Consider the following 21,185-nt stretch of genomic DNA (forward strand, 5'->3'; position numbering starts at 1 on the left):
CAGCCTGTGGCCACGCGGGCACGACAACTCAACTGGAATCGGCTCATGCGGTTGCGCCGCCAGCGGCGTGTGCAGAATATCGCCACCCTGGGTCTGGTGCTTCTGGGGCCGGTTCTGGTGCTCTCCACCTTCCTGGTGCTGGGGCCCCTCGATCAGGGCGGCTCTTCGATGGCGCTGCGGCTGATCCTGCTGGCCGATTTCGTCTATGTGATGGTGGTCGCCGCCCTGGTGGCGCAGCGCGTGGCGCGGATGATCGCGGCGCGGCGGGCGCAGTCGGCGGGCTCGCGGCTGCACCTGCGGCTGACCGGGGTCTTCACCCTGATGGCGCTGATCCCCACCGTCTCGGTCGCCATCTTCGCCGCGCTGACGATCAACATCGGGCTTGAGGGCTGGTTCTCGGACCGGGTGCGCGAGGTGGTGGGTACCTCGCTGGCCGCCGCGCGGGCCTACGAGGAAGAACATCAGCAGGACCTGACCCAGGATGCGCAGATCCTGGCCGCCGCCCTGGATTCCATCCGAGACGCGAATTTCTTCGTCGGCGACGGCGAGCTTCGCCAGGCGCTGACCTCGGGCCAGGCGCAGATCCAGCGCGGCTTGCAAGAGGCCTATGTGATCGACGGCACCGGCGAGATCCGGGCGCGCGGCGAACGGTCCTACCTTTTCAACTACGAAGAACCCAGCCCGGAACAGTTCCAGACCGCCCGCGACGCGGGGATCGCGGTGATCAAGGACTGGGACAATAACGAGTTCCGCGCCCTGGTGCCCCTGCGCCGCTTCCCCGACCGGCTGCTTTACGTCAGCCGCTCGGTCGACGGCTCGATCCTCAACCTTTTGGACGACACCCAGGAAACCGTGCAGCTCTACCAGCAGCTGGAGAATGAGCGCGGGCGGGTGCTGTTCGAGTTCGCGCTGCTCTACCTCGGCTTCGCGGTGATCCTGATCCTGGCCGCCATCTGGCTGGGCCTGTGGTTCGCCGAACGGCTGTCGCGCCCCGTGGGGCGGCTGACCTCGGCCGCGCAACAGGTGGGCAGCGGCGACCTGGACGTGCGCGTCTACGAGGAAAGCGGCAATGACGAGTTTTCCCAGCTGTCCCGCTATTTCAACCAGATGACCCGAGAGCTGAAAAGCCAGCGAGAAGAGCTGCTGGAGAACACCGCGCAGATCGAGGCGCGGCGGCGGCTGTTCGACTCGGTGCTCAGCTCGGTCACCTCAGGGGTCGTGGGGCTGGACGTGGACGGGCGGGTGACCTTCGTCAACCGCTCGGCCGAGACCCTGCTGGGCTGGGACGAACAGAACGAGGCGCGCCCCCTGTCAGTGGCGGTGCCCGAGTTCGGACCGCTGTTTGATCAGCTGCGCCAGGGCCGCGGCCAGGTGGTGCAGGAAGAGATCAAGGTCAGCCGCAACGGGCGGCTGGAAAACCTGCTGGTGCGCATGGCCACCCGGCGCAATGCCAAGGGCCGCCGCGAGGGCTATGTGGTGGCCTTCGACGATGTGACCGATCTGGTCTCGGCGCAGCGGATGGCGGCCTGGGGCGACGTGGCGCGGCGCATCGCCCACGAGATCAAGAACCCGCTGACCCCGATCAAGCTGTCGGCCGAGCGGATCAAGCGCAAGTTCGCCCGCCACCTCGAGGCGCCGCTGGACGAGGATCTAGAGAACCTGACCGGCGTCATCGTGCGCCAGACCGACGACCTGCGCCGCATCGTGGACGAGTTCAGCAAGTTCGCACGGATGCCCGAACCCACCCGGCGCGACGAGGATCTGACCGATCTGGTGCGCGGCGCGGTGCTGTTGCAGCAATCCGGCCAGCCCCAGGTCGAGATCACCGCCGAACTGCCCGAGCTGCCCCTTTCGGCCGAGCTGGACGCGACGATGATCAGCCAGGCGCTGACCAACCTCATCAAGAATGCCGGCGAGGCCACCGAGAGCCTGGCCGAGCGGGGCGCCCCCGAGGGCTGGGCGCCGCAGATCCGCGTGACGCTTGCGCAGATCGAACAGGAGGGCCAGCCGCTGGCCGAGATCCGCATCGCCGATAACGGGATCGGCCTGCCGGAGGATCGCGCGCGGCTGTTCGAACCCTATGTGACGACACGGGACAAGGGGACGGGCCTGGGCCTGCCCATCGTCAAGAAGATCATCGAAGAACACGGCGGCACCCTGGTGCTGGAGGATGCAGCCCCCTTTGGGGAGGGGGCGCATCGCGGGGCCATGGCCGTGGTCCGGCTGCATCTGGCACCCGGCGCCGCCGCAGGACAGGCAAGAGGATAGTATGAGCGATATTCTGATTGTGGATGACGAGCGCGATATTCGCGAACTGATCTCCGACATCCTTCAGGACGAGGGCTATGCCACCCGCATGGCCGGAAACTCCGACGAATGCATGGGCGAGGTCACCCGCGAGGCGCCCGCGCTGATGATCCTGGATATCTGGCTGAAGGACAGCCAGATGGACGGGATCGACATCCTGAAGACGGTGAAGCGCGACTATCCCGATATTCCGATCATCATCATCTCGGGCCATGGCAATATCGAACTGGCGGTCGCGGCGATCAAGCAGGGCGCCTATGACTTCATCGAGAAGCCCTTCAACATCGACCAGCTGCTGGTGGTGATCCGCCGGGCGATGGAAACCAGCCAGCTGCGCCGCGAGAACCAGGCGCTGAAGCGCGGCGGCGGCGATGCGGCCGAGATGATCGGCGGCTCGGCGGCCTTCCGCACCATGCTGGGCCAGCTCGACAAGGTGACGAAATCCAACGGTCGGGTGATGCTGACCGGCCCCTCGGGGGCGGGCAAGGAAGTGGCGGCGCGCTATGTGCACGCCAATTCCACCCGCGCCGATGCGCCCTTCGTCGTGGTCAACTGCGCCCAGATCGAGGCCGACCGCATGGAAGAGGTGCTGTTTGGCCGCGAAAGCCCCGAACGTGGGGTCGAGCCCGGCCTGTTGGAACAGGCCCATGGCGGCATCGTCTATCTGGACGAGGTGGCCGACATGCCCAATGGCACCCAGTCCAAGATCCTGCGGGTGCTGGTCGATCAGCAGTTCCTGCGCGTCGGGGGCTCGGACAAGATCAAGGTGGACCTGCGGGTGCTGTCCTCGACCTCGCGCGACCTGGAGGCCGAGATCGCGGCGGGCAACTTCCGCCAGGAGCTGTATCACCGGCTGAACGTGGTGCCCGTGGCCGTGCCCTCGCTGGCCGAGCGGCGCGAGGACATCCCGACCCTGGCCGAGCATTTCATCGAAGTGCTGAACCGCAGCCAGGGCCTGCCCCTGCGGCGCCTGTCGGAAGAGGCGGCGGCGCTGATGCAGACCCTGACCTGGCCCGGCAACGTGCGCCAGCTGCGCAACGTGATCGAGCGTATCCTGATCCTGGGCGACAGCAGCGCCGAGATCGACGTCAGCGAAGTGCCCGCCGAGGACGACCGTTCCCGGGCCGAGGAGGGCCGCGTTGTGATGTCGGGCGCCTTGGCCATGCTGCCCCTGCGCGAGGCGCGCGAGGCCTTCGAACGGGAATACCTTCTGACCCAGATCAACCGCTTCGGCGGCAATATCTCGAAAACCGCGCAGTTCGTCGGCATGGAACGCAGCGCGCTGCACCGCAAGCTGAAAAGCCTGAACGTGGTCACCACCAACCGCGCCGGCACCCGCTTTGCCCGGGTCGAGGATGAAGAGGCTTCGTCCTCGGCGGCGCAATAGTCCCGAGCGGCGCGGCACTTAACGGGTCAGCTTCAGCGCCCCGCCGGTAATCTCGATATGGGAAAAGCGCGACAGATAGGCCATGCCCAGAAGGGGCATGTCCAGGTCGCCATCATTGACCATGGCGCGCAGGTCGTGGTCGGTGACCCCGCCCAGGGTGACGCTGTCCAGCCTCACCGGCGCGGTGCGCACCGTGCCATTGGCCGTGCCCGCGCGCCCGGAAAAGACCAGCCGGCCCAGGTCGATCCCCACGGCGCGGGCCGCATCGCGGGTCAGCACCACATCGGTGGCGCCGGTATCGACCAGGAAGGGGATCTCGACCCCGTTCACCGTCAACCGGGCGTAGTAATGGCCATCGGCCTGGCGGGGCAGGGTGATCTCGGTGCCGTCGGCGGCCAGGGTCTGGGACGGGCGAATGGTCTGGCTGATCTGATCCCACAGCCCGATGCCCGCGATGACGGCGACGAAGATCAGCGCCCACAGCAGGGCGTGCCGCGCCATCTGGCCCAGCCGGTCCCGGTTCGAGACGAAGAGATAGCCGCCCAGGGCCGCCAGCAGCAGGCCGAGATAGGCCAGGTTTCCGATGTCGATCGCGCTCATGGGGTCGATATAGGCATGGGCAGGGGGGCTGTCACCGGCCCCGGCGCCCTTCAGGCGGCAAAGCCGAAGGCCTTCAGCCCGTCCAGGACGAATTGCACCGACAGCGCCGCCAGCAGCATCCCCAGCAGGCGGGTCACAACGTTGATCCCGGTCCGTCCCAGGGCCCGTTCCAGCAGCCCCGCGGTCAGCGCCAGACCGAAGACCGAGGCCAGCACCACCAGCGTCACTGCCAGGGTCAGGCCCAGCCCGGCCCAGCCGGGGTTCTGCCCCGCCAGCAGGATCACCGTGGCAATGGCGCCAGGCCCGGCGATCAGCGGGATTGCCATGGGAAAGACCGACGGGTCGGCGTCATCCTCGGGGTGGCCTTCGTGCTCGGCCTCGGCGGCCTCGCTTTGCCCCTCGCGCCGCTTGGTGCGCCGTTCGAACAGCATGTCCAGCGCGGTCAGGAACAGCAGCAGCCCGCCCGCGATGCGGAAGGCGGGCATCGAGATGCCGATGAACCCCAGCACCTGTTCGCCGAAAACCGCAAAGACCGCTAGAATGCCAAAGGCGATGACACAGGCCCGCAGCGCCATCTCGCGCCGCCGCCGTGCCGTCTGGCCCTGGGTCAGGGCGGCAAAGATCGGCGTCAGCCCGATGGGGTCGATGATCACGAAAAGCGTGACAAAGGCGGTGATCACAAAGGCGCTGTCCAAACTCGTCTCCTCCGGTGGCGGGGCCTAGCTTGGCAGGGGGCGCGCCCCGGGGCAAGTCAGGCCTCGGCGGCCTCCAGCTTTTCCAGCGCGCCCATCCACAGGCCCTCGGCCTTGGCCATGGCCTCGCGCACCTCGGCGTATTTCTTGTTCCACACTTCCAGCTCGCCCACCTTGCTGTCTTCATACAGTGCCGGATCGGACAGCTTTTTCGACAGTTTGTCGGCCATCTCCTCCAGCTTCTTGACCCGCTCTTCGCATTTGCGCACCTCGGCGCGCAGGGCCAGGACCTGATCGCGCGACGGGCGCTTCGGCTTGGGCTTGGCGGCCTCTTTCTTTTCCTTCTCGGCGGGCTTGTTGCCTTGCAGCAGCATCTGGCGATAGCTTTCCAGATCGCCCTCGTAAGGCGCCACGCGCCCGTCCTTCACCAGCCATAGCCGGTCGGCCACCAGGCTCAGAAGGTGCATGTCGTGGCTGACCAGGATGACGGCGCCAGTGTAATCGGTCAGCGCCTCGACCAGGGCCTCGCGGCTTTCGATATCCAGGTGGTTGGTCGGTTCGTCGAGGATCAGCATATGCGGCGCGTCCAGCGTGGCCAGCAGCAGCGACAGCCGCGCCTTCTGCCCGCCCGACAGCTTGCCCACCAGGGTTTCCGCCTGTTCCGCCCCCACGCCAAAGCCCGCCAGCCGGGCGCGCAGCTGCGCCGGGGCCTCGTTCGGGCGTTCGCGCCGGACGTGGTCGATGGGGGTCTCGTCCAGGTGCAGTTCCTCGACCTGGTGCTGGGCAAAGAACCCGATACGCAGTTTCGAGCTTTTGACGATATCGCCGCCCATGGCCGCCAGACGGCCCGACAGAAGCTTCGACAGGGTCGATTTGCCCTCGCCGTTGCGGCCCAGCAGGGCGATCCGGTCGTCCTGGTCGATGCGCAGATCGAGGTGATGCAGGATCGCCTTGCCGTCATAGCCCACCGAAACCCCCTCGGTCTTCAGGATCGGCGGCGACAGCTCTTCGGGCTGGGGGAAGCTGAAGCGGCGCAGGGCGGCTTCCTGGGGCCGGGTGATCGGCGTCATCTTCTCCAGCGCCTTGACGCGGCTCTGGGCCTGCTTGGCCTTGCTGGCCTTGGCCTTGAAACGGTCGACGAAGCTTTGCAGATGCGCGCGCCGCGCCTCCTGCTTGCTGGCCTCGGCCTCGGCCACCGCCAGCTTGGCGGCGCGGGTCTTGGCGAAGGTGTCATAGCCGCCGGAATAGAGGGTCAGCTTGCGGTCTTCCAGGTGCAGGATATGGCCCACGGCGCGGTTCAGCAGGCCGCGGTCATGGCTGATCACCAGCACGGTGTGCGGATAGCTGGCCAGATAGCTTTCCAGCCACAGCGCCCCTTCCAGATCCAGATAGTTGGTCGGTTCGTCCAGAAGCAGCACATCGGGCTGGGCGAACAGCACCCCCGCCAGGGCCACCCGCATCCGCCAGCCGCCCGAGAAGGCCGAACAGGGCATCTGCTGCTCTGCATCGGTAAAGCCAAGGCCCTTCAGGATCGAGGCGGCGCGGCCCTCGGCGGACCAGGCGTCGATATCGGCCAGCCGGGTCTGGATATCGGCGATACGGGCGCCATCGGTGGCGCTTTCGGCCTCGGCCAGCAACTCGGCGCGTTCCACGTCGGCGGCCAGCACCGTGTCGATCAGCGAGACCTCATTGCCCGGCACCTCCTGCGCCACGCCGCCGATGCGGGCGCGGGCGGGCAGGGTGATCTCGCCCCCGTCCAGGGTCAGCTCGCCCCGGATCAGCCGGAACAGCGTGGTCTTGCCGGTGCCATTGCGGCCGACGATGCCGACCTTGTGGCCCTCGGGCACGGTGACAGAGGCCTCTTCCAGAAGGGGGCGGCCGGCGACGGAATAAGAGATCGAGGAGATACGCAGCATGGATGCTCTGTGACAGCCGCCGCAGGGGCCGTCAATGCGTGCCGGCCCCCGGGCCGCAAGGTTCCCGCAAACGTCGCGGAAAGGGCCGCGCCCCGGCCGCCCGCGCCCCTTGCTCCATTCGATGGCTGAAAATACTCCGGGGGAGGGGCGCCGCAGGCGCGCCGGGGGCAGCGCCCCCAGCCAGGCCGGGGCCCATCACGGCCTTCCCCCCCTGATATAGCGGCTTTTCAAACCGCCATCCCCATGCTACCCGGTCCCGGATTTTCCCGGCGGGGCCCCGGCGCAGAGCCAGGGCCGGAACCGCCTGACCTAAAGAGGACAGTGACATGGCCATCGAACGCACCCTTTCGATCATCAAGCCCGACGCCACCCGCCGCAACCTGACCGGCAAGATCAACGCCAAGTTCGAAGATGCCGGCCTGCGCATCGTCGCCCAGAAGCGCATCCAGCTGACCGAAGCCCAGGCGGGCAAGTTCTACGAAGTGCATGCCGAGCGTCCCTTCTACGGTGAACTGTGCGAATTCATGGCTTCGGCCCCGGTCGTCGTCCAGGTGCTGGAAGGCGAAGGCGCGATTGCCAAGAACCGCGAAGTGATGGGCGCCACCAACCCCGCCGACGCGGCCCCCGGCACCGTCCGCGCCGATTTCGCCGAATCCGTCGGTGAGAACTCGGTCCACGGCTCCGATGCGCCGGAAACCGCAGCTCAGGAAATCGCCTTCTTCTTCTCCGGCCTCGAACTGGTCGGCTGAAGGCGCCAGATCGCAGCGCGATCTGATTGCATGAGATAACGAAAGCCCCGGTGCATCGCTGCACCGGGGCTTTTCTTTGGGCGGGGGCGTCCCCTAAGGCCGGCTAGACCCCTTCCAAGTGGCGCCGGATCAGCGCCACATTGCGCAGATTGCCCTTCCAACCGACGTCGAACAGATCGCCTGCCAGGGGGACCGAGCCGATGATCCAGTCGATCCCCGCATTGCCGATCATCTGCGCGACGCGCGCCCGGGGCAGGCCCAGACGATGCCCTTCAAGGATGATCCAGGCGGCGGGGGCCAGGGTGACCGTGTCACCCAGCCCTGGCAGCAGACCCAGGATCGAATCCCAGCCAAAGCGGATGCCGGTGCCCGGCAGGCGAAACGCCCGGTCCATCCTATGCGCCAGCCGGTCCAGCCGATGCAGCCGGGCCAGCGCCTCGGCGCGGACAGGCCTCTGCATGGCCTGTGCATCGGTCGCGGACATCTCAGTCGCGCAGGATGATATAAAGCGCGTGGATGATCCCCGGCACCCAGCCCAGCAGGGTCAGCAGGATGCTGAACCAGAAATGCTTGCCCAGGCCCACCTGAAAGAAGACGCCAAGCGGCGGCAGGAGGAAGGCCAGAAGCACCCGCGGGACATCGCCCCCCACGCTGTCGGTTCGTTCCATGGTCATGTCGAAGCTCTCCCGTTTCGGTCCTTGTTGCGTTGCAGGTCCAACGCGGACAGGGGGATCGGGTTCCCCGCAGGCGCCTAGCGGTCGAGGCCGATATCGCGGATGAAACGGCGCAGATCGGGGGGGCAGGGGCAGGGCGCCGCCCTCGGTCTCACCCTCGGCGCCGGGGGCGTAAAGTGCCGCGCGCAGCGCCTCGTAGCGCGCGCGCAGGGCCTTTTTCTCGGACCCGTGCGCATCAGTCCAGGGACGACCCTGCAAGCCCATGACCAGCGACAGATAGGCGGCGAAATGGGCGATCATCCCGGCGCGCAGGGCGGCCAGATAGGCCGCATCGGCCCCCGCCGCGCGCAGGGCCTCGGCCGAGGCGATGCCCGCACGGGCAAAGGCCGTCTCCATGGCGGGACCAAGATTGCGGATGCTGCGAATGGGGGTGCTCATGGGGCGATGCTGCGCCCGGGGCCTGCGCGGGTCAAGCGCTCAGCCCCGCCGGATCTCGAAAAGAAAGCCGTCCCCCTCGGCGCGCGCCAGCAGCAACGCATGGCCCGCCTCAGTGCAGAAATGCGGCAGGTCGATCTGGGCCATGGGATCATCGGCGCGCAGGCGCAACATTGCCCCCGGCGCCAGCCCCCGCAGCGCCTTCTGCGCCCGCAGCACCGGCAGCGGGCAGCGCAGCCCGCGCGCGTCGATTTCCAGGATCTCGCTCATTCCGCCTGCCTAGGCCCCTCGCGCGGCCCTGTCCAGCCATGGACCCACGCCCCTCTTATCCGACAGCCAAAAATACTCTGGGGGAGACGCGCCACAGGCGCGGCGGGGGCAGCGCCCCCAGCCCGGCCCGCGCCTACCCACACGCCCCTGTGACAGGATGACAGGTGACGCCGCCTCTCAGGCAGGCTAGGCAGATCCCATGTTCGGAATCGAGATCATGGACGCCGCGCTTTTGCCGGCAATGTTCGTCGCGGCGCTGGCGGGGGTCATTTCCTTCCTCAGCCCCTGCGTGCTGCCCATCGTGCCGCCCTACCTGGCCTATATGTCCGGCGTCTCGCTGGGAGAGCTGGGCCAGCGCGGCGCCCGCTCGCGCGCGCTCTTGCCGGCTCTTTTCTTCGTGCTGGGCCTCTCGACCGTCTTTCTGTTCCTGGGCTTCGCCGCCTCGGCCATCGGCACGGTCTTTCTGGCCTATCAGCAGTGGTTCAACGTGGTGGCGGGGATTGTGGTGATGATCTTCGGGGCGCATTTCGTCGGCGTCTACCGCATCGGCTTTCTCGACCGCGAGGCGCGGCTGGACGCGGGCGACCAGGGCGGCACCGCCTTTGGCGCCTATGTGCTGGGCCTGGCCTTCGCCTTCGGCTGGACCCCCTGCATCGGCCCGCAACTGGGCGCCATCCTCAGCCTGGCGGCGCAAGAGGCCTCGCTGGCGCGCGGCACGGCGCTCTTGGCGGTCTATGCGGCGGGGCTGGGCATTCCCTTCCTGCTGGTGGCGGCCTTCCTGCCGCGCCTGACCGGCCTGATGGCCTGGATGAAGCGGCATATGGAACAGATCGAACGGGTCATGGGCCTGCTGCTGTGGACCATCGGGCTGATGATGCTGACGGGGGGCTTCTCGCGCTTCTCCTACTGGCTGCTGGAAAGCTTCCCGGCGCTGGCCACCCTCGGCTAAGGCCTTACGCCCGCGCGAAACCTCGGCTAACGTGGCGCCAGAGAGGCGACATGACGAGCACCCCCGACCCCCGCCACACCCTCGGCCCGACAACGGATCCGACCGAGGCCGCACCCGCCCGCGCGGTGCGCCGCCGCCATGTCTTCTACATCCCCGGCTACGACCCGATCCACCCGCGCCGCTACCGCGAGCTTTACCGCAAGGAAGGCCCCGAACAGGCCCGCATTTCGGGCTATGAGATCGCCCTGGAGGGGCGCCAGGGCGGCGATGTCTACGGCTGGCAGGTGACGGGCCGGATCGAGGGGGCCGAGGTGGCGGCCCGGGTCGACGTGCTGATCTGGTCGGACATCGTGCGCGCCTCGATGGGTCACGGCATCGCGGCCACCTATCTGCAACTGTTGCGCACGGCCTGGGAATATATCGCCACCGGAGCGCTGTTTCGGCTGATGCGGTTGCGCAAGGGGCCGGTGATCGCGGCGCTCTACCCGGTGGGGTTCCTGCTGTTGCAACTGGCGCTGGCCCTGGGGTTGGGCTGGGTCCTGGGGGCAGGGGTCACGGCGGCGGGGCAGGGCCTGGGGCTGGGGCGCGCCGCGGCCCTGCCGGGCCTTGTCGCGGGTGCCGCCCTGGCGGTGACCGTGCTGCGCTGGTTCAAGGCCCGCGATGGCCGTTTGTTTGCCTATTACCTGATGCATGACTACGCCTTCTCGGCCCGCTACCGGGGCGCCAACCCGCCCGCGCTGGAAGAACGGATGGCCCAGTTCCGCGCCCAGATCGCCCAGGCGCTTTGCCAGGACAGCGACGAGGTGCTGGTGGTGGGCCACAGCTCGGGTGCCCATCTGGCGGTGTCGATCCTGGCCGACCTGATCCGCGCAGGCGAGGTGCCCGAAGATGGCCCCCAGCTATCCTTCCTGTCCCTGGGCCAGGTGGTGCCCATGGTCAGTTTCCTGCCCCGTGCCAGCCGCCTGCGCGCCGACCTGGCCTATCTCTCGACCCGGCCCGAGCTTTACTGGCTGGACGTCACGGCCCCCGGCGACGGCTGCGCCTTCGCGCTGTGTGATCCGGTGGCGGTCACGGGCGTGGCGCCCGAGGGGCAGATCCACCCGCTGGTGCTGTCGGCCGCCTTCACCCAGACGCTCAGCCCCGAACGCTGGGCTGCGCTGAAACGGCGCTTCTTCCGGCTGCATTTCCAGTACCTCTGCGCCTTCGACCGCCCCGGCGATTACGACTATTTCCGCATCACCGCCGGGCCGCAGACCCTGGCCGCGCGTTTCGCGGGCCGCGCGCCCTCGCAAAGCCGCATCACCCGCGCCGTGAACCGCTACCGGAGCACGGCATGATCCCCCCGAAACCGCCCGCCCGGCCCGATCGCGTCTCGCTCTGGCGCTATGCGAAGCTTTTTCGCGCCGACATCCTCTCGGCACAGCCCGCGCGCCTTTACCGCGCCTGGATGGCCGAGTTCCGCACCCCATTCTTCCGCTCTTACCTCATCAACCAGCCCGATCTGGTGAAGACCGTGCTGAAGGACCGCCCCGGCGATTTTCCCAAATCCGACCGGGTGGGCGAGGGGCTGCGCCCGGTGTTGGGCAATTCGGTCTTCCTGACCAATGGCGCCACCTGGGAACGGCAGCGGCGGATCATCGACCCGGCCTTCGAGGGCGGGCGGCTGCGCGACACCTTTCCCGCAATGCAGGCCGCCGCCCGGGCCTGTGCGGCGCGGCTGACGGCGCGGGCGGGCCAGGCGGTCGAGATCGAGGAAGAGGCCAGCCATGCTGCCGCCGATGTGATCTTCCGCACCCTCTTCTCGATCCCCATCGACCATGAGGTGGCGGCGCGCGTCTTTCACCGCTTCCGCGACTACCAGCGGGCGCAACCGATCCTGAACCTGGCGGCCTTCGTGCCCCTGCCGCGCTGGATGCCGCGCTTCCTGCCCCGTCAGGCACGCCGGGCGGGGGCCGAGATCCGCGCCCTGATCCGCGGCCTTTGCGAGGCCCGCATGGCCGAGATCGCGGCGGGCACCGCGCCCGATGACCTGGCCACCAAGATCATGACCACCCGCGATCCCGAAACCGGCCAGACCTTCACCACCGAAGAGATGGTCGACCAGGTGGCGATCTTCTTTCTGGCGGGGCATGAAACCTCGGCCTCCGCCCTGGGCTGGACGCTCTACCTGCTGGCGCTTTTCCCCGACTGGCAGGACCGGGTGGCGGTCGAAGTGGGGCAGGTGGGTGATCTGGATTTCGCCGATGTCGCCCGGCTGCGCGTCACCCGCGACGTCTTCCGCGAGGCGCTGCGCCTTTACCCGCCGGTGCCGATGATGGTGCGCGAGGCCGCCTGTCCCGAACATTTCCGCGACCGCGATGTGCCCAAGGGCAGCCAGATCGTGATCAGTCCCTGGCACCTGCACCGCCAGGAACGCCTATGGGAGGCGCCCGACGATTTCGACCCGGCGCGCTGGCAGACCGAGAACGGCAAGACCTGTCTGCGCGAGGCCTTCATCCCCTTCAGCGCCGGCGCCCGGGTCTGCACCGGGGCGGGTTTCGCCATGCTCGAAGGCCCGCTGTTGCTGGCCGAGATCCTGCGGCAGCTGCGGGTGGCGCCGGTGACGGGGAAACTGCCGGAACCTGTGGCGCATCTCACAGTGAGAAGCCGGACGGGGATCTGGTTGCAACTGGAGCGCAGGGAAGGGGGCGCTGCCCCCTCTGGAGCCTAACGGCTCCATTCACCCCCGAAGTATTTTGGGCCCAGTGAAAGAGCGGGACAGCGCCTGTCTGGTTGGCGGACCTCTCTGTTGAGAGCGTGCCACGCCCCCGTCTTCGAAAGGCGGCCGCATCGGGGCGGATGCCTGCTCTTTCACTGGGCCCAAAATACTCTGGGGGAGCGCGGCACGCGCGGGGGCAAAGCCCCCCTCAGCCCCGCATCCGCAAGGCTTCGGGGGCGAAGTCCGTCTCGGTGATCGCCACCGCGCGGCGCATCTGGCCCAGGATCTCGATCTCCACCTCGGTTCCCGCCACGGCCTCGGCCGTGGGAAGAAAGCCCAGGGCGAGGGACTGGCCCAGGTGGTGCGAATAGCCGCCCGAGGTGCAATAGCCCACCACTTCGCCCGCGTGCCAGATGGGCTCGTAGCCGTGCACGTCGCAATCCTCTGCCGCGACCCGGAACCCGATCAGGCGGCGGGACGGCCCCGCGGCGCGCCCCGCCTCGGCCGCCGCGCGGCCGATGAAATCGGCGCGTTTGGTCCAGACGATGAAGCGATCCAGGCCCGTCTCGGCCGGGGTGTAGTCGGGCGAATATTCCCGCAGCCAGGAGCCGAAGAGCCTATCCAGCCTCAGCGACATCATCGCCCGCATCCCGAAGGGTTTCATCCCCAGCGGTGCGCCCGCCGCCCAAAGGGCCGACCACAGAGCCCGCTGCGCCATGGGATCGCAGTAGATCTCATAGCCCAGATCCCCGGTATAGCTGACCCGCTGCACGATGCAGTCGGCCATCCCCACGGTCAGGCGCCGCACATCCAGGAACCGCATGTCGGAAATATCGGTGCGGGTGCAGGCCTGAAGCACCGCCCGCGCCTCTGGCCCCGCCACCTGGAACCCGGTGGAACAGTCCGAGATATTCTCGACCGCCACCCCGTCGTCCAGGTTCTGCTGGAACCAGCGCAGGTGGTAGGCTTGGGCCCCGTAAGAGGCGGTCAGGCGGAACTCGGTCTCGCCAAGGCAGGCGACGGTGAAATCGCCGATGATCTTGCCCGAGGGCGACAGCATCGGCACCAGAGAGATCCGCCCCGGCGCCGGGATGCGCCCGGCCATGATCCGGTCCAGCCAGGCCCGCGCGCCCGCGCCGGTGACGGCATATTTGCCGAAGTTCTGCACCTCGTTGATGCCGCAGGCCCCGCGCACCGCCGCCACCTCGCGCGCGGTGGCGGCAAAGGCGTTCGAGCGGCGGGTCGAAGGGGTCTCATAGCGCGGCTCGCCGGGGGCGGCGAAATAGTTCACCACCTCCAGCCCGTATTGCTGGCCCCAGACCGCGCCCATCTGATCGAAGGTGTCGTACATCGGCGTGGTGCGGAAGGGGCGCGCCGCCGGTTTCTCCTCATTGGGATAGGCCACCGAAAAGCGGGTGCGGTAGTTCTCCATCACCTTGGGCAGGGTATAGCCCGGGGTCGTCCAGGTGCCGAAACGGGCCACATCCATGGCGGTGGTGTCGCGCTCGCATTCGCCGTGGATCATCCATTGCGCCAGCATCAGGCCCACGCCGCCGCCCTGGGAGAAGCCCGCCATGACGGCGCAGGCGGACCAGTAGTTGCGCAGCCCCGGCACCGGCCCGACAAGCGGGTTGCCATCGGGGGCAAAGGTGAAGGGACCGTGGATCACCCGCTTCAGCCCGGCGGTTTGCAGCACGGGAAAGCGGTTGTAGGCGAAGGTGATGCTGTCGCCGATCTTGTCCAGATCGTCGGGCAAGAGTTCGTGGCCGAAATCCCAGCGGGTGCCATCCACCGCCCAGGCGCGGGGCTTCTTCTCGTAGAACCCGATGCAAAGTCCGCGCCCCTCTTGCCGCAGATAGCTTTCGCCCGCCGGGTCCACCACATGGGGGTGCTCGCTGTCGCGCTCGTAGATCTCGGGGATGTCATCGGTGACGATGTAGTGATGTTCCATCGGCATCAGGGGCAGGTAGACCCCCGCCATGGCCGCGACTTCCCGCGCCCAAAGGCCGCCTGCGTTGACCACATGTTCGGCGTGTATGGTGCCCTTGTCGGTGACCACGTCCCAGGTGCCGTCGGGGCGAGGGTTGGTTTCCAGCACCCGGCAATGGGTCTCGATCGTGGCGCCGCCCAGGCGCGCGGCCTTGGCATAGGCATGGGTGGTGCCCGAGGGATCCAGGTGGCCATCCAACGGATCCCACAGCGCGCCGATCACGCCGTCGATATTGGTGACGGGGCAGCGCTCTTTCACCTCCGAGGGCGTCAGGATCTCGGTCTGCAGGCGCATGTGCCGGTGCTTGGCGCGTTCGGCCAGCATCATGTCGAACCGGTCCTGGCTGTCGGCCAGGGTCAGCCCGCCGGTCTGGTGCAGCCCGCAGGACATGCCGGTGATCTCTTCCAGCTCTTTATACAGACCAATGGTATAGCCCTGAAGCGCCGCCATGTTGGTGTCGCCGTTCAGCGTGTGAAACCCGCCCGCCGCGTGCCAGGACGAGCCAGAGGTCAGCTCGGACCGTTCCAGCAGCATGACATCCGACCACCCCAGCTTGGTCAGGTGATAGAGAACGGAGCAGCCGACGACGCCGCCCCCGATAACCGCGACTCGGGTGGTGGTTTGCATCTGCGCCTCCTGTTGCCTGGGGGAATGCTGGCGGCGGAGTGGGCGGGATGGCTTGCGGAAAAGCGACATCAAGCGTCGCAAATGGCCGCCGAATGGGGCCGCCAGCGCGATCGGCCCGCCGGGGTCCACGCCATCGCCCGCGAAATGCGCAGCCGTGGCGCCACGCAACAGGCCCGATCTGGTCCTCGGCCCGGCGCAACCTAGATCCTTGCCAAAGGAGACCCGCCCATGCTGCCCTCGCTTCTGCGCAAATTTCACGCCTTCTCGCGGCGGCTGGTGGTGCGGGTGGTGCTGATCGCGCTGCTCGCCTTCCTGGCGCTTGGCCTGGCCAAGCTGGGGGCGCGGCTGATCCCGCGCGAGATCGAGCCCTTCATCGGCGGCGATGCGGTGGACAATATCCTGTCGGTCATCGCCAATTCGATGCTGACGGTCACCACCTTCTCGCTGACGGTGATGGCGGCGGCGCATCGCATGGTCTCGACCAGCTGGACCCCGCGCGCCCATCAGATGCTGTTGCAGGACACCACGACCCATACGGTTCTGGCCACCTTCGTGGGCGCCTATCTCTATGCGCTTTCGGCGATCATCCTGCGCGATCTCGAAATCTTCGCCGGGCCGGGGCTGATCGTGCTTTTCGGTATGACCCTGCTGGTGGTGCTGTTGATCGTGGTGGCGATCATCCGCTGGATCTCGCATCTGGAAATGCTGGGCAGCCTGATCAACACCGCCCAGCGGATCCAGGACAGCACCCGCGCCGCCCTGGCACTGCGCGCCGATGCGCCCTGCCTGGGCGCCCATCCCCTGGACCCCGAGGCCGTGCCCGAGGGGGCTGGGGTGCTGCGGGCCGCTGACAGCGGCTATGTGCAGACGATCTATCAGGACCGGCTGCAACAGGCGGCTGAAGGCTGTGACGGACGCATCTGGCTGCTGCACCCGGTCGGCGCCCATGTGCACCGGGGCGACGCGCTGGCGCGCTACGAAGGCGAGGAGAAGGCCATGGAAGAGGCGATTGCCGCCAATGTGGTCCTGGGCTCGTTGCGCAATTTCGACCAGGATCCGGGGTTCGGCCTGACCTGCCTCAGCGAGATCGCGGTGCGCGCCCTGTCACCGGGCGTCAACGATCCGGGGACGGCGCTGGACATGCTGCACCGCATCGCCCGGGTGCTGATGGCGGTCGAGGGGCCCTTCACCGCGCCGCAGGAGGCGCAGCACGACCGGCTGTGGCTGCCCGCTCTGGCGACAGAGGCGATGACCCACGAGACCCTGGCGCCGATCTTGTCGGACGGGGCCGACCGGCAGGAACTGGCCCGCCCCATAGACCAGACGCTGAGGGCGCTGGCGCGCCACGAAGACCCCGGCATCGCCCAGGCCGCCCGCGCGCTGCAAAGCGCCTGCAAAAGCTGACGGCCCGGTCAAGGCGCACCGCCGGGGCCCGCGTCCCGCCCCTCTCTTCTCGTTTGCCAGAAATATCCCGGGGGAGTCGCCCGCAGGGCGGCGGGGGCAGAGCCCCCTTTCCCTAAGATCTGCCGTCCTCCGGCGGCCGGGGGCAGAGCCCCCATACCCTATGTTGCGGCCCTCCGGCGGCGGGTGGCAGAGCCCCCACCCCCCTCTCAGCCCGCAACCAACGGCCGGATGCGCAGCCGGGTCAGGCGGTTTTCCTTGCGCGCCGCCACTTCGAAGCGGAAGCCGTGGAAGGAAAAGACCTGACCCACGGTGGGGATCATCTGCGCCTCGTGGATCACCAGACCGGCGATGGTGTTGGCCTCTTCATCGGGCAGGGACCAGTCCATGGCGCGGTTCAGGTCGCGGATCGTCATCGCCCCGTCCACCACATAGGTGCCGTCCTCGGTCTTCTTCACCGTGTGTTCGGCGGTGGCCGGGTCGAACTCGTCGGTGATCTCGCCCACGATCTCTTCCAGGATGTCCTCCAGCGTGATCAGACCCTGCAAGGCGCCGTATTCATCCACCACCAGGGCAAAATGGGTGCGCATATGCAGGAACTGGCGCATCTGCTCGTCCAGCGAGGTGGTGTCGGGGATGAAATAGGGATCCATCATCACATCGGTGATCTTGAAATCCGTCAGCGCCTCGGCGGGATCCTCGGAATTGGTGGCCAGGGTATAGGTGGCGCGGAACAGATCCTTGGCGTGGATCGTGCCGACGATGTTCTCGGGGTCGCCCTCGTAGACCGGCAGGCGGGTATGGTTGGAATGCAGACATTGCGACAGGATCTCCTGGGCGCTGTCGGCGGCATTGATCATCTCGATCCGCGAGCGGTGCAGCATGATCTCTTCCACCGTGCGGTCGCCCAGATCCAGCGCGCCCAGGATGCGGTCGCGGTCCTCCTTCTCGACCACGCCCTCGGAATGGCCCAGGTTCAGGGCGCCGGCGATCTCTTCGCGCACCGCCAGGATCTGGCTGTCCGGGTCGGTCTTCACCCCGAAGATGCGCAGCACGCCGCGCACCAGCCAGCGCACCAGGGCGACGACGGGGGCGAAGATCGAGATGACGAAGGCGATCGGCGCCGAGACCCGGCTGGCCGCCGTTTCGGCATTGGTGATGGCATAGGTCTTGGGCAGAACCTCGGCGAAGATCAGCACCAGGAGGGTCATCACCAGGGTGGCGATGGCCACGCCGCTGTCGCCGAAGACCCGGGTGAAAAGGGCCGTGGTCAGCGAGGTGGCCAGGATATTGACCAGGTTGTTGCCCAGCAGGACCGAGCCGATCAGCCGCTCGTTGTCCTCGGTGATCTCCAGCGCCCGTTCCGCCCCGCGCGAGCCCTTGTCGGCCTGGGCGCGCAGTTTCCCGCGCGAGGCCGCCGTCAGCGCGGTTTCCGAGCCCGAAAAGAAGGCCGAGAAGACCAGAAGGCCGAGGATCGCCGCGGCGGTGATCCAAAAGGCCGCGTCCAGGGCGGCCAGGCCCGTCAGTGATGCGCTTGCGTCGTCCATGATCTCTCCCAAAGGTCTGAAGGGGTTATGGGCACGGTCGCCGCCGGGATCAAGGGCAGGGCGCGGCAGGTTCGCAAGACGCGCCCCTTTGTGATGCGGGGATGAAGAGGGCAACGAAGGACAAGCCCGATGGCGGCCATGCAAGGATGAGGCGCGGCGCGGCGCTCAGCGGTCCTCGTCCGGTCCCGCCTCGGGGGGCGTCGCGCCCTGTGCGGCGCCCGCGACCAGCGGATGATGGCCCTCGACCAGCTCGCGCAGGCGGGCGTCCAGCACATGGGTGTAGATCTCCGTGGTGGCCAGATCCGCATGGCCCAGCAGGGTCTGGATGGCACGCAGATCGGCGCCGTTCTCCAGCAGATGGGTGGCGAAGGCATGGCGCAGCCGGTGCGGGGTGACCTTGTCGGGGGCGATCCCGGCGGCCAGGGCGATCTCCTTGATCAGCAGGTAGAAGCGGTGGCGGGTCAGATGCCCCTCGGCCGAGCGCGACGGGAAGAGAAAGCGCGAGGCATGCCGCCCCGCCAGCCGTGCCTCGTCTTCCTGCACGTCGCGCCGCGCCAGCCAGTCGGACAGGGCGTCACGGGCGGGCGGCGACAGGGGCACCAGCCGTTCCTTGCCGCCCTTGCCGCGCACAAGCAGCATTTCTGGGCGTCCGCGCGCCGCCGCCACCGGCAGAGAGACCAGTTCGGTGACCCGCATCCCCGTGGCGTAAAGCAGTTCCATCAGGCAGCGGTTGCGCAGCCGGTCATCCGCGCCCCGGCCATGGACCGCGGCGGCGGCCAGCAGGGCGTCGACCTCGTCTGTGGTCAGGGTCTTGGGCAGGCGCCGCGCCCGGCCCGGGCCCCGGATCTGGATCGCCGGATTGTCGGTGCGCAGCCCCTCGTCATAGGCAAAACGGTAGAGCTGGCGAATGGCCGACAGCCGCCGCGCGCGGGTGGCCTGCGACAGGCCCTGCGCGTCGCAATGCACCAGATAGGCCTCGATATCGGCGCGGCCGGCCCCGGCCCAGCCCAGCCCCCGGCGCGCCAGCCAGTCGCCCGCGTCGCGCAAGTCGCGGCCATAGGCCAGCAGGGTGTTGCGCGCCGCCCCCGCCTCAGCCGCCTGGGCGTCGAGGAAGGCCGAAAGCCAACGGTCGTCTTCGGGGGCGCGCGTGCTCATCCTAGGCCCCCCTTATCCGCGATCGTCCAGCAACAGGATCTGCAAGGCGGCGGCGCGGGCCGTCTGTTCCAGACCCAGGGCGCGGAAGCCCGCCAGCGCGGGCCCCGTATCGGCCAGGTTCCCCGCCATGGCGAAGGCGTAAAGCTGCATCGCCTCGAGGATCGCCTCGCCCAGCTGGCCCTGATCGACCAGCCGCGCCAGCCGGGTGGGCAGGCGGGTGTCGGCGGCAAAGCCGCGCGCCACGATGCGGGCCCGTTCCGAGGGGGCCTCGACCTGATCGGGGCGCCCGCGCGCCAGCGCCAGCAGAAAGGCCTCTGTCGGGTTGCGCGGGCCGAGGGCGGCCAGGTGATCGCCCGGATCGGGCGCCAGCAGCAGGGCGCGCAGGGCGATGCGCCCGGGCGCACCCGCCTCGGCGGCATAGGTGGCCAGGCGTCCGGCATAGAGGGCGGCAAAGGCCGTCTCCAGCCCCGCGTCCTGCATCGCCTCCCAGGCGGGCGGCAGGGTCTGACGCACCAGATCGCGGTCGGGGCGCGGCGCGCCGATGGCCGCATCGAAGGCCTGCACCGCCGCGACCCGGTCCCAGATCCCGCCAGAGGCCGAGGGGCGCCCGCCGGAATAGAGGCCCAGCAGGCGGTTTTCCGGCAGGGCGCCGGTGCGCGCCAACCGCTCGGCCGCCTCCAGCGCCGCTTTCCAGCCCGCCCGGCCGCGCAGGTCGTAATAGGCATAGGCGCGCGGCAGGTCAGAGGTGGGCAGGGGTTCTCCGATGGCCTCGGACAGGCGGAAGAGCAGCGGGGTGATCTGTCCCGGTGCAGGGGGCGGCAGCGGCGTGGCGTCGTCGTCCAGATCCACATGCAGGAAACGGGTCAACAGCCGCTCTTCGATGGGGGCCAGGGCGCCCAGGGCGCCGCCGGTTTCCAGCAGCAGGGCGGCGGTGTCCCAGTCGCTGTTGCGCGCCAGGCAGAAGATGCGGGCGGCGGGGCCGGGGGCGATCTCGGGGTCGGTGGCGATGCGGCGGCAGGGCTGGGATTCCAGCCCGGCCAGCAGCGACAGGTCGAACCAGCGGGCAAAGAGGGCCGGGCTGCGGGTCTGCCCCGCCCGTTCGATCAGCGCCAGCGCCGGGTCCAGCGCCCCCAGATCCGCAAGCTTGTCGATCCGCGCCAAGAGCAGCGGGTCATCGTCGCGCGCCGCGCCACCGCTGCCCTGTGCCGGGCCCTCGGGGGGATCCGCCTCGGCCAGCAGCAGGGTGTAGAGCAGGGATTGCATGGCGGGCAGGCGGGTCACGTCAAGCGTGTCGATCCGGCGGATCAGCGTCGCCACCTCCGAGCCCTGCCACAGCGTCGTGGGCAGGCCCGTCACCGAGGCGGGCAGCAGGCCCACGGCGCCCGCCTCTGACGCCGAGAGGGTCAGGGTGCGGACCTCGGGTGCCAGGGCGCTGTCGGCAATGTCAGAGGCTTGATCAGGAGCCGGATCGCCGGGCCGGGCGATGCCCGCATCGGTCAGCGCGTCCAGCCAGTCGATGGCGGACATGGGCGCACCCGCCGCCGGGGCACCGCCCGAAGGTCCGCGCGCGTTCTGGCTGCCAAGGGCAGGGCGCCGGTCGGGCTGGGTGACGGGCAGGCCCTGCGACAGATCCACGGGCACGGCGCCCTGCATCTGCTGCATCTGGTCAAGGCCGAAGACAGGCGGCGGACCGGCCCCCAGCCGGGGGTCGACGACGGCCCCGTCCTGCGCGGCGCTGCCCGTGGGCAGGCCCGCCAGGCACAGCGCCAGCACCAGGGCGGACGCCGA

Annotated in this window: 17 protein-coding genes and 1 pseudogene; 7 read left to right on the forward strand and 11 right to left on the reverse strand. The window is 68.6% G+C overall.

Translation table 11 applies throughout. The annotated features are described in order from the left end of the window. Positions 1-45: 45 nt before the first annotated feature. Together ACRARE_RS08575 and ntrX are read left to right on the forward strand one after the other, a co-directional pair. Entirely contained in the window at positions 46-2,268 is a 2,223-nt protein-coding gene (locus ACRARE_RS08575) for a sensor histidine kinase NtrY-like (protein ID WP_432656015.1), read from the forward strand. 1 nt (position 2,269) lies between these two features. Then, positions 2,270-3,694: a nitrogen assimilation response regulator NtrX gene (ntrX, locus tag ACRARE_RS08580; RefSeq protein WP_432656016.1), complete on the forward strand. Its 1,425-nt coding sequence runs from the start codon at positions 2,270-2,272 to the stop codon at positions 3,692-3,694. 18 nt (positions 3,695-3,712) lie between these two features. Here ntrX and ACRARE_RS08585 read toward each other — a convergent pair whose 3' ends face one another. Genes ACRARE_RS08585 through ACRARE_RS08595 form a run of 3 tightly spaced genes read right to left on the reverse strand, consistent with a single transcriptional unit; the run spans position 3,713 to position 6,902 of the window. Continuing rightward, entirely contained in the window at positions 3,713-4,294 is a 582-nt protein-coding gene (locus tag ACRARE_RS08585) for a retropepsin-like aspartic protease family protein (protein ID WP_432656017.1), read from the reverse strand. A gap of 50 nt (positions 4,295-4,344) precedes the next feature. After that, the gene (locus ACRARE_RS08590; RefSeq protein ID WP_432656018.1) at positions 4,345-4,989 is read right to left on the reverse strand and encodes a MarC family protein; all 645 of its coding nucleotides are present in this window, start codon (positions 4,987-4,989) and stop codon (positions 4,345-4,347) included. A gap of 56 nt (positions 4,990-5,045) precedes the next feature. Beyond that, positions 5,046-6,902, reverse strand: coding sequence for an ABC-F family ATP-binding cassette domain-containing protein (locus tag ACRARE_RS08595; protein ID WP_432656019.1), 1,857 nt, complete (start codon positions 6,900-6,902; stop codon positions 5,046-5,048). Between the two features lie 326 nt (positions 6,903-7,228). Between ACRARE_RS08595 and ndk the strand changes: the two genes are divergently transcribed. After that, complete coding sequence (gene ndk / locus ACRARE_RS08600) at positions 7,229-7,651, forward strand: nucleoside-diphosphate kinase (protein ID WP_432656020.1); 423 nt, start codon at positions 7,229-7,231, stop codon at positions 7,649-7,651. 103 nt (positions 7,652-7,754) lie between these two features. Here the strand turns inward: ndk and ACRARE_RS08605 are convergent, their stop codons facing one another. The 4 genes and pseudogenes from ACRARE_RS08605 to ACRARE_RS08620 form a co-directional block, all read right to left on the reverse strand. Further along, complete coding sequence (locus ACRARE_RS08605) at positions 7,755-8,111, reverse strand: DUF4112 domain-containing protein (protein WP_432656021.1); 357 nt, start codon at positions 8,109-8,111, stop codon at positions 7,755-7,757. Between the two features lie 25 nt (positions 8,112-8,136). Then, the gene (locus ACRARE_RS08610; protein WP_432656245.1) at positions 8,137-8,319 is read right to left on the reverse strand and encodes a YqaE/Pmp3 family membrane protein; all 183 of its coding nucleotides are present in this window, start codon (positions 8,317-8,319) and stop codon (positions 8,137-8,139) included. A 216-nt stretch (positions 8,320-8,535) separates the two neighbouring features. Continuing rightward, positions 8,536-8,763: pseudogene (locus tag ACRARE_RS08615) on the reverse strand (TfoX/Sxy family DNA transformation protein); the annotation flags it as partial. A 39-nt stretch (positions 8,764-8,802) separates the two neighbouring features. Continuing rightward, positions 8,803-9,030 carry a sulfurtransferase TusA family protein gene (locus ACRARE_RS08620; RefSeq protein ID WP_432656022.1) on the reverse strand — a complete coding sequence of 76 codons (228 nt, stop codon included), beginning with the start codon at positions 9,028-9,030 and terminating at the stop codon, positions 8,803-8,805. Positions 9,031-9,229: 199 nt separating this feature from the next. On the opposite strand from ACRARE_RS08620, the gene ACRARE_RS08625 reads away from it, so the two are divergent. The 3 genes from ACRARE_RS08625 to ACRARE_RS08635 are packed head-to-tail and all read left to right on the forward strand — an operon-like array spanning position 9,230 to position 12,689. Next, positions 9,230-9,979, forward strand: coding sequence for a cytochrome c biogenesis CcdA family protein (locus ACRARE_RS08625; protein WP_432656023.1), 750 nt, complete (start codon positions 9,230-9,232; stop codon positions 9,977-9,979). Positions 9,980-10,029: 50 nt separating this feature from the next. Continuing rightward, on the forward strand, positions 10,030-11,316 hold the full coding sequence (locus ACRARE_RS08630) for a hypothetical protein (protein ID WP_432656024.1): 1,287 nt from the start codon (positions 10,030-10,032) through the stop codon (positions 11,314-11,316). Beyond that, positions 11,313-12,689: a cytochrome P450 gene (locus tag ACRARE_RS08635; protein ID WP_432656025.1), complete on the forward strand. Its 1,377-nt coding sequence runs from the start codon at positions 11,313-11,315 to the stop codon at positions 12,687-12,689. The genes ACRARE_RS08630 and ACRARE_RS08635 overlap by 4 nt, the downstream gene beginning before the upstream one ends. Positions 12,690-12,885: 196 nt before the next feature. On the opposite strand, the gene ACRARE_RS08640 is transcribed toward ACRARE_RS08635, so the two are convergent. Next, complete coding sequence (locus tag ACRARE_RS08640; protein WP_432656026.1) at positions 12,886-15,294, reverse strand: GcvT family protein; 2,409 nt, start codon at positions 15,292-15,294, stop codon at positions 12,886-12,888. Positions 15,295-15,522: 228 nt separating this feature from the next. Here ACRARE_RS08640 and ACRARE_RS08645 point away from each other — a divergent pair, with 228 nt between their 5' ends. Continuing rightward, positions 15,523-16,698: a DUF2254 domain-containing protein gene (locus ACRARE_RS08645; protein WP_432656027.1), complete on the forward strand. Its 1,176-nt coding sequence runs from the start codon at positions 15,523-15,525 to the stop codon at positions 16,696-16,698. Positions 16,699-16,904: 206 nt separating this feature from the next. Here the strand turns inward: ACRARE_RS08645 and ACRARE_RS08650 are convergent, their stop codons facing one another. The 3 genes from ACRARE_RS08650 to ACRARE_RS08660 all read right to left on the reverse strand — a co-directional run bounded on the left by ACRARE_RS08650 (position 16,905) and on the right by ACRARE_RS08660 (position 21,170). Continuing rightward, positions 16,905-18,242, reverse strand: coding sequence for an HlyC/CorC family transporter (locus ACRARE_RS08650; RefSeq protein WP_432656028.1), 1,338 nt, complete (start codon positions 18,240-18,242; stop codon positions 16,905-16,907). Positions 18,243-18,407: 165 nt separating this feature from the next. After that, the gene (locus ACRARE_RS08655) at positions 18,408-19,397 is read right to left on the reverse strand and encodes a tyrosine recombinase (protein WP_432656029.1); all 990 of its coding nucleotides are present in this window, start codon (positions 19,395-19,397) and stop codon (positions 18,408-18,410) included. Between the two features lie 12 nt (positions 19,398-19,409). Next, positions 19,410-21,170: a hypothetical protein gene (locus ACRARE_RS08660; protein WP_432656030.1), complete on the reverse strand. Its 1,761-nt coding sequence runs from the start codon at positions 21,168-21,170 to the stop codon at positions 19,410-19,412. Positions 21,171-21,185: the final 15 nt, after the last annotated feature.

Origin of the sequence: Pseudooceanicola aquaeponti (assembly GCF_050897975.1) — a bacterium.
In the GTDB taxonomy this organism is placed as follows: Bacteria; Pseudomonadota; Alphaproteobacteria; order Rhodobacterales; family Rhodobacteraceae; genus Pseudooceanicola.

Bases quoted from the DNA above. Each gene is read 5' to 3' on its own strand.
- ACRARE_RS08575 (WP_432656015.1), top strand. From the start codon at position 46: ATGCGGTTGCGCCGCCAGCGGCGTGTGCAGAATATCGCCACCCTGGGT.
- ntrX (WP_432656016.1), top strand. From the start codon at position 2,270: ATGAGCGATATTCTGATTGTGGATGACGAGCGCGATATTCGCGAACTG.
- ACRARE_RS08585 (WP_432656017.1), bottom strand. From the start codon at position 4,294: ATGAGCGCGATCGACATCGGAAACCTGGCCTATCTCGGCCTGCTGCTG.
- ACRARE_RS08595 (WP_432656019.1), bottom strand. From the start codon at position 6,902: ATGCTGCGTATCTCCTCGATCTCTTATTCCGTCGCCGGCCGCCCCCTT.
- ndk (WP_432656020.1), top strand. From the start codon at position 7,229: ATGGCCATCGAACGCACCCTTTCGATCATCAAGCCCGACGCCACCCGC.
- ACRARE_RS08605 (WP_432656021.1), bottom strand. From the start codon at position 8,111: ATGCAGAGGCCTGTCCGCGCCGAGGCGCTGGCCCGGCTGCATCGGCTG.
- ACRARE_RS08610 (WP_432656245.1), bottom strand. From the start codon at position 8,319: ATGGAACGAACCGACAGCGTGGGGGGCGATGTCCCGCGGGTGCTTCTG.
- ACRARE_RS08620 (WP_432656022.1), bottom strand. From the start codon at position 9,030: ATGAGCGAGATCCTGGAAATCGACGCGCGCGGGCTGCGCTGCCCGCTG.
- ACRARE_RS08625 (WP_432656023.1), top strand. From the start codon at position 9,230: ATGTTCGGAATCGAGATCATGGACGCCGCGCTTTTGCCGGCAATGTTC.
- ACRARE_RS08630 (WP_432656024.1), top strand. From the start codon at position 10,030: ATGACGAGCACCCCCGACCCCCGCCACACCCTCGGCCCGACAACGGAT.
- ACRARE_RS08635 (WP_432656025.1), top strand. From the start codon at position 11,313: ATGATCCCCCCGAAACCGCCCGCCCGGCCCGATCGCGTCTCGCTCTGG.
- ACRARE_RS08640 (WP_432656026.1), bottom strand. From the start codon at position 15,294: ATGCAAACCACCACCCGAGTCGCGGTTATCGGGGGCGGCGTCGTCGGC.
- ACRARE_RS08645 (WP_432656027.1), top strand. From the start codon at position 15,523: ATGCTGCCCTCGCTTCTGCGCAAATTTCACGCCTTCTCGCGGCGGCTG.
- ACRARE_RS08650 (WP_432656028.1), bottom strand. From the start codon at position 18,242: ATGGACGACGCAAGCGCATCACTGACGGGCCTGGCCGCCCTGGACGCG.
- ACRARE_RS08655 (WP_432656029.1), bottom strand. From the start codon at position 19,397: ATGAGCACGCGCGCCCCCGAAGACGACCGTTGGCTTTCGGCCTTCCTC.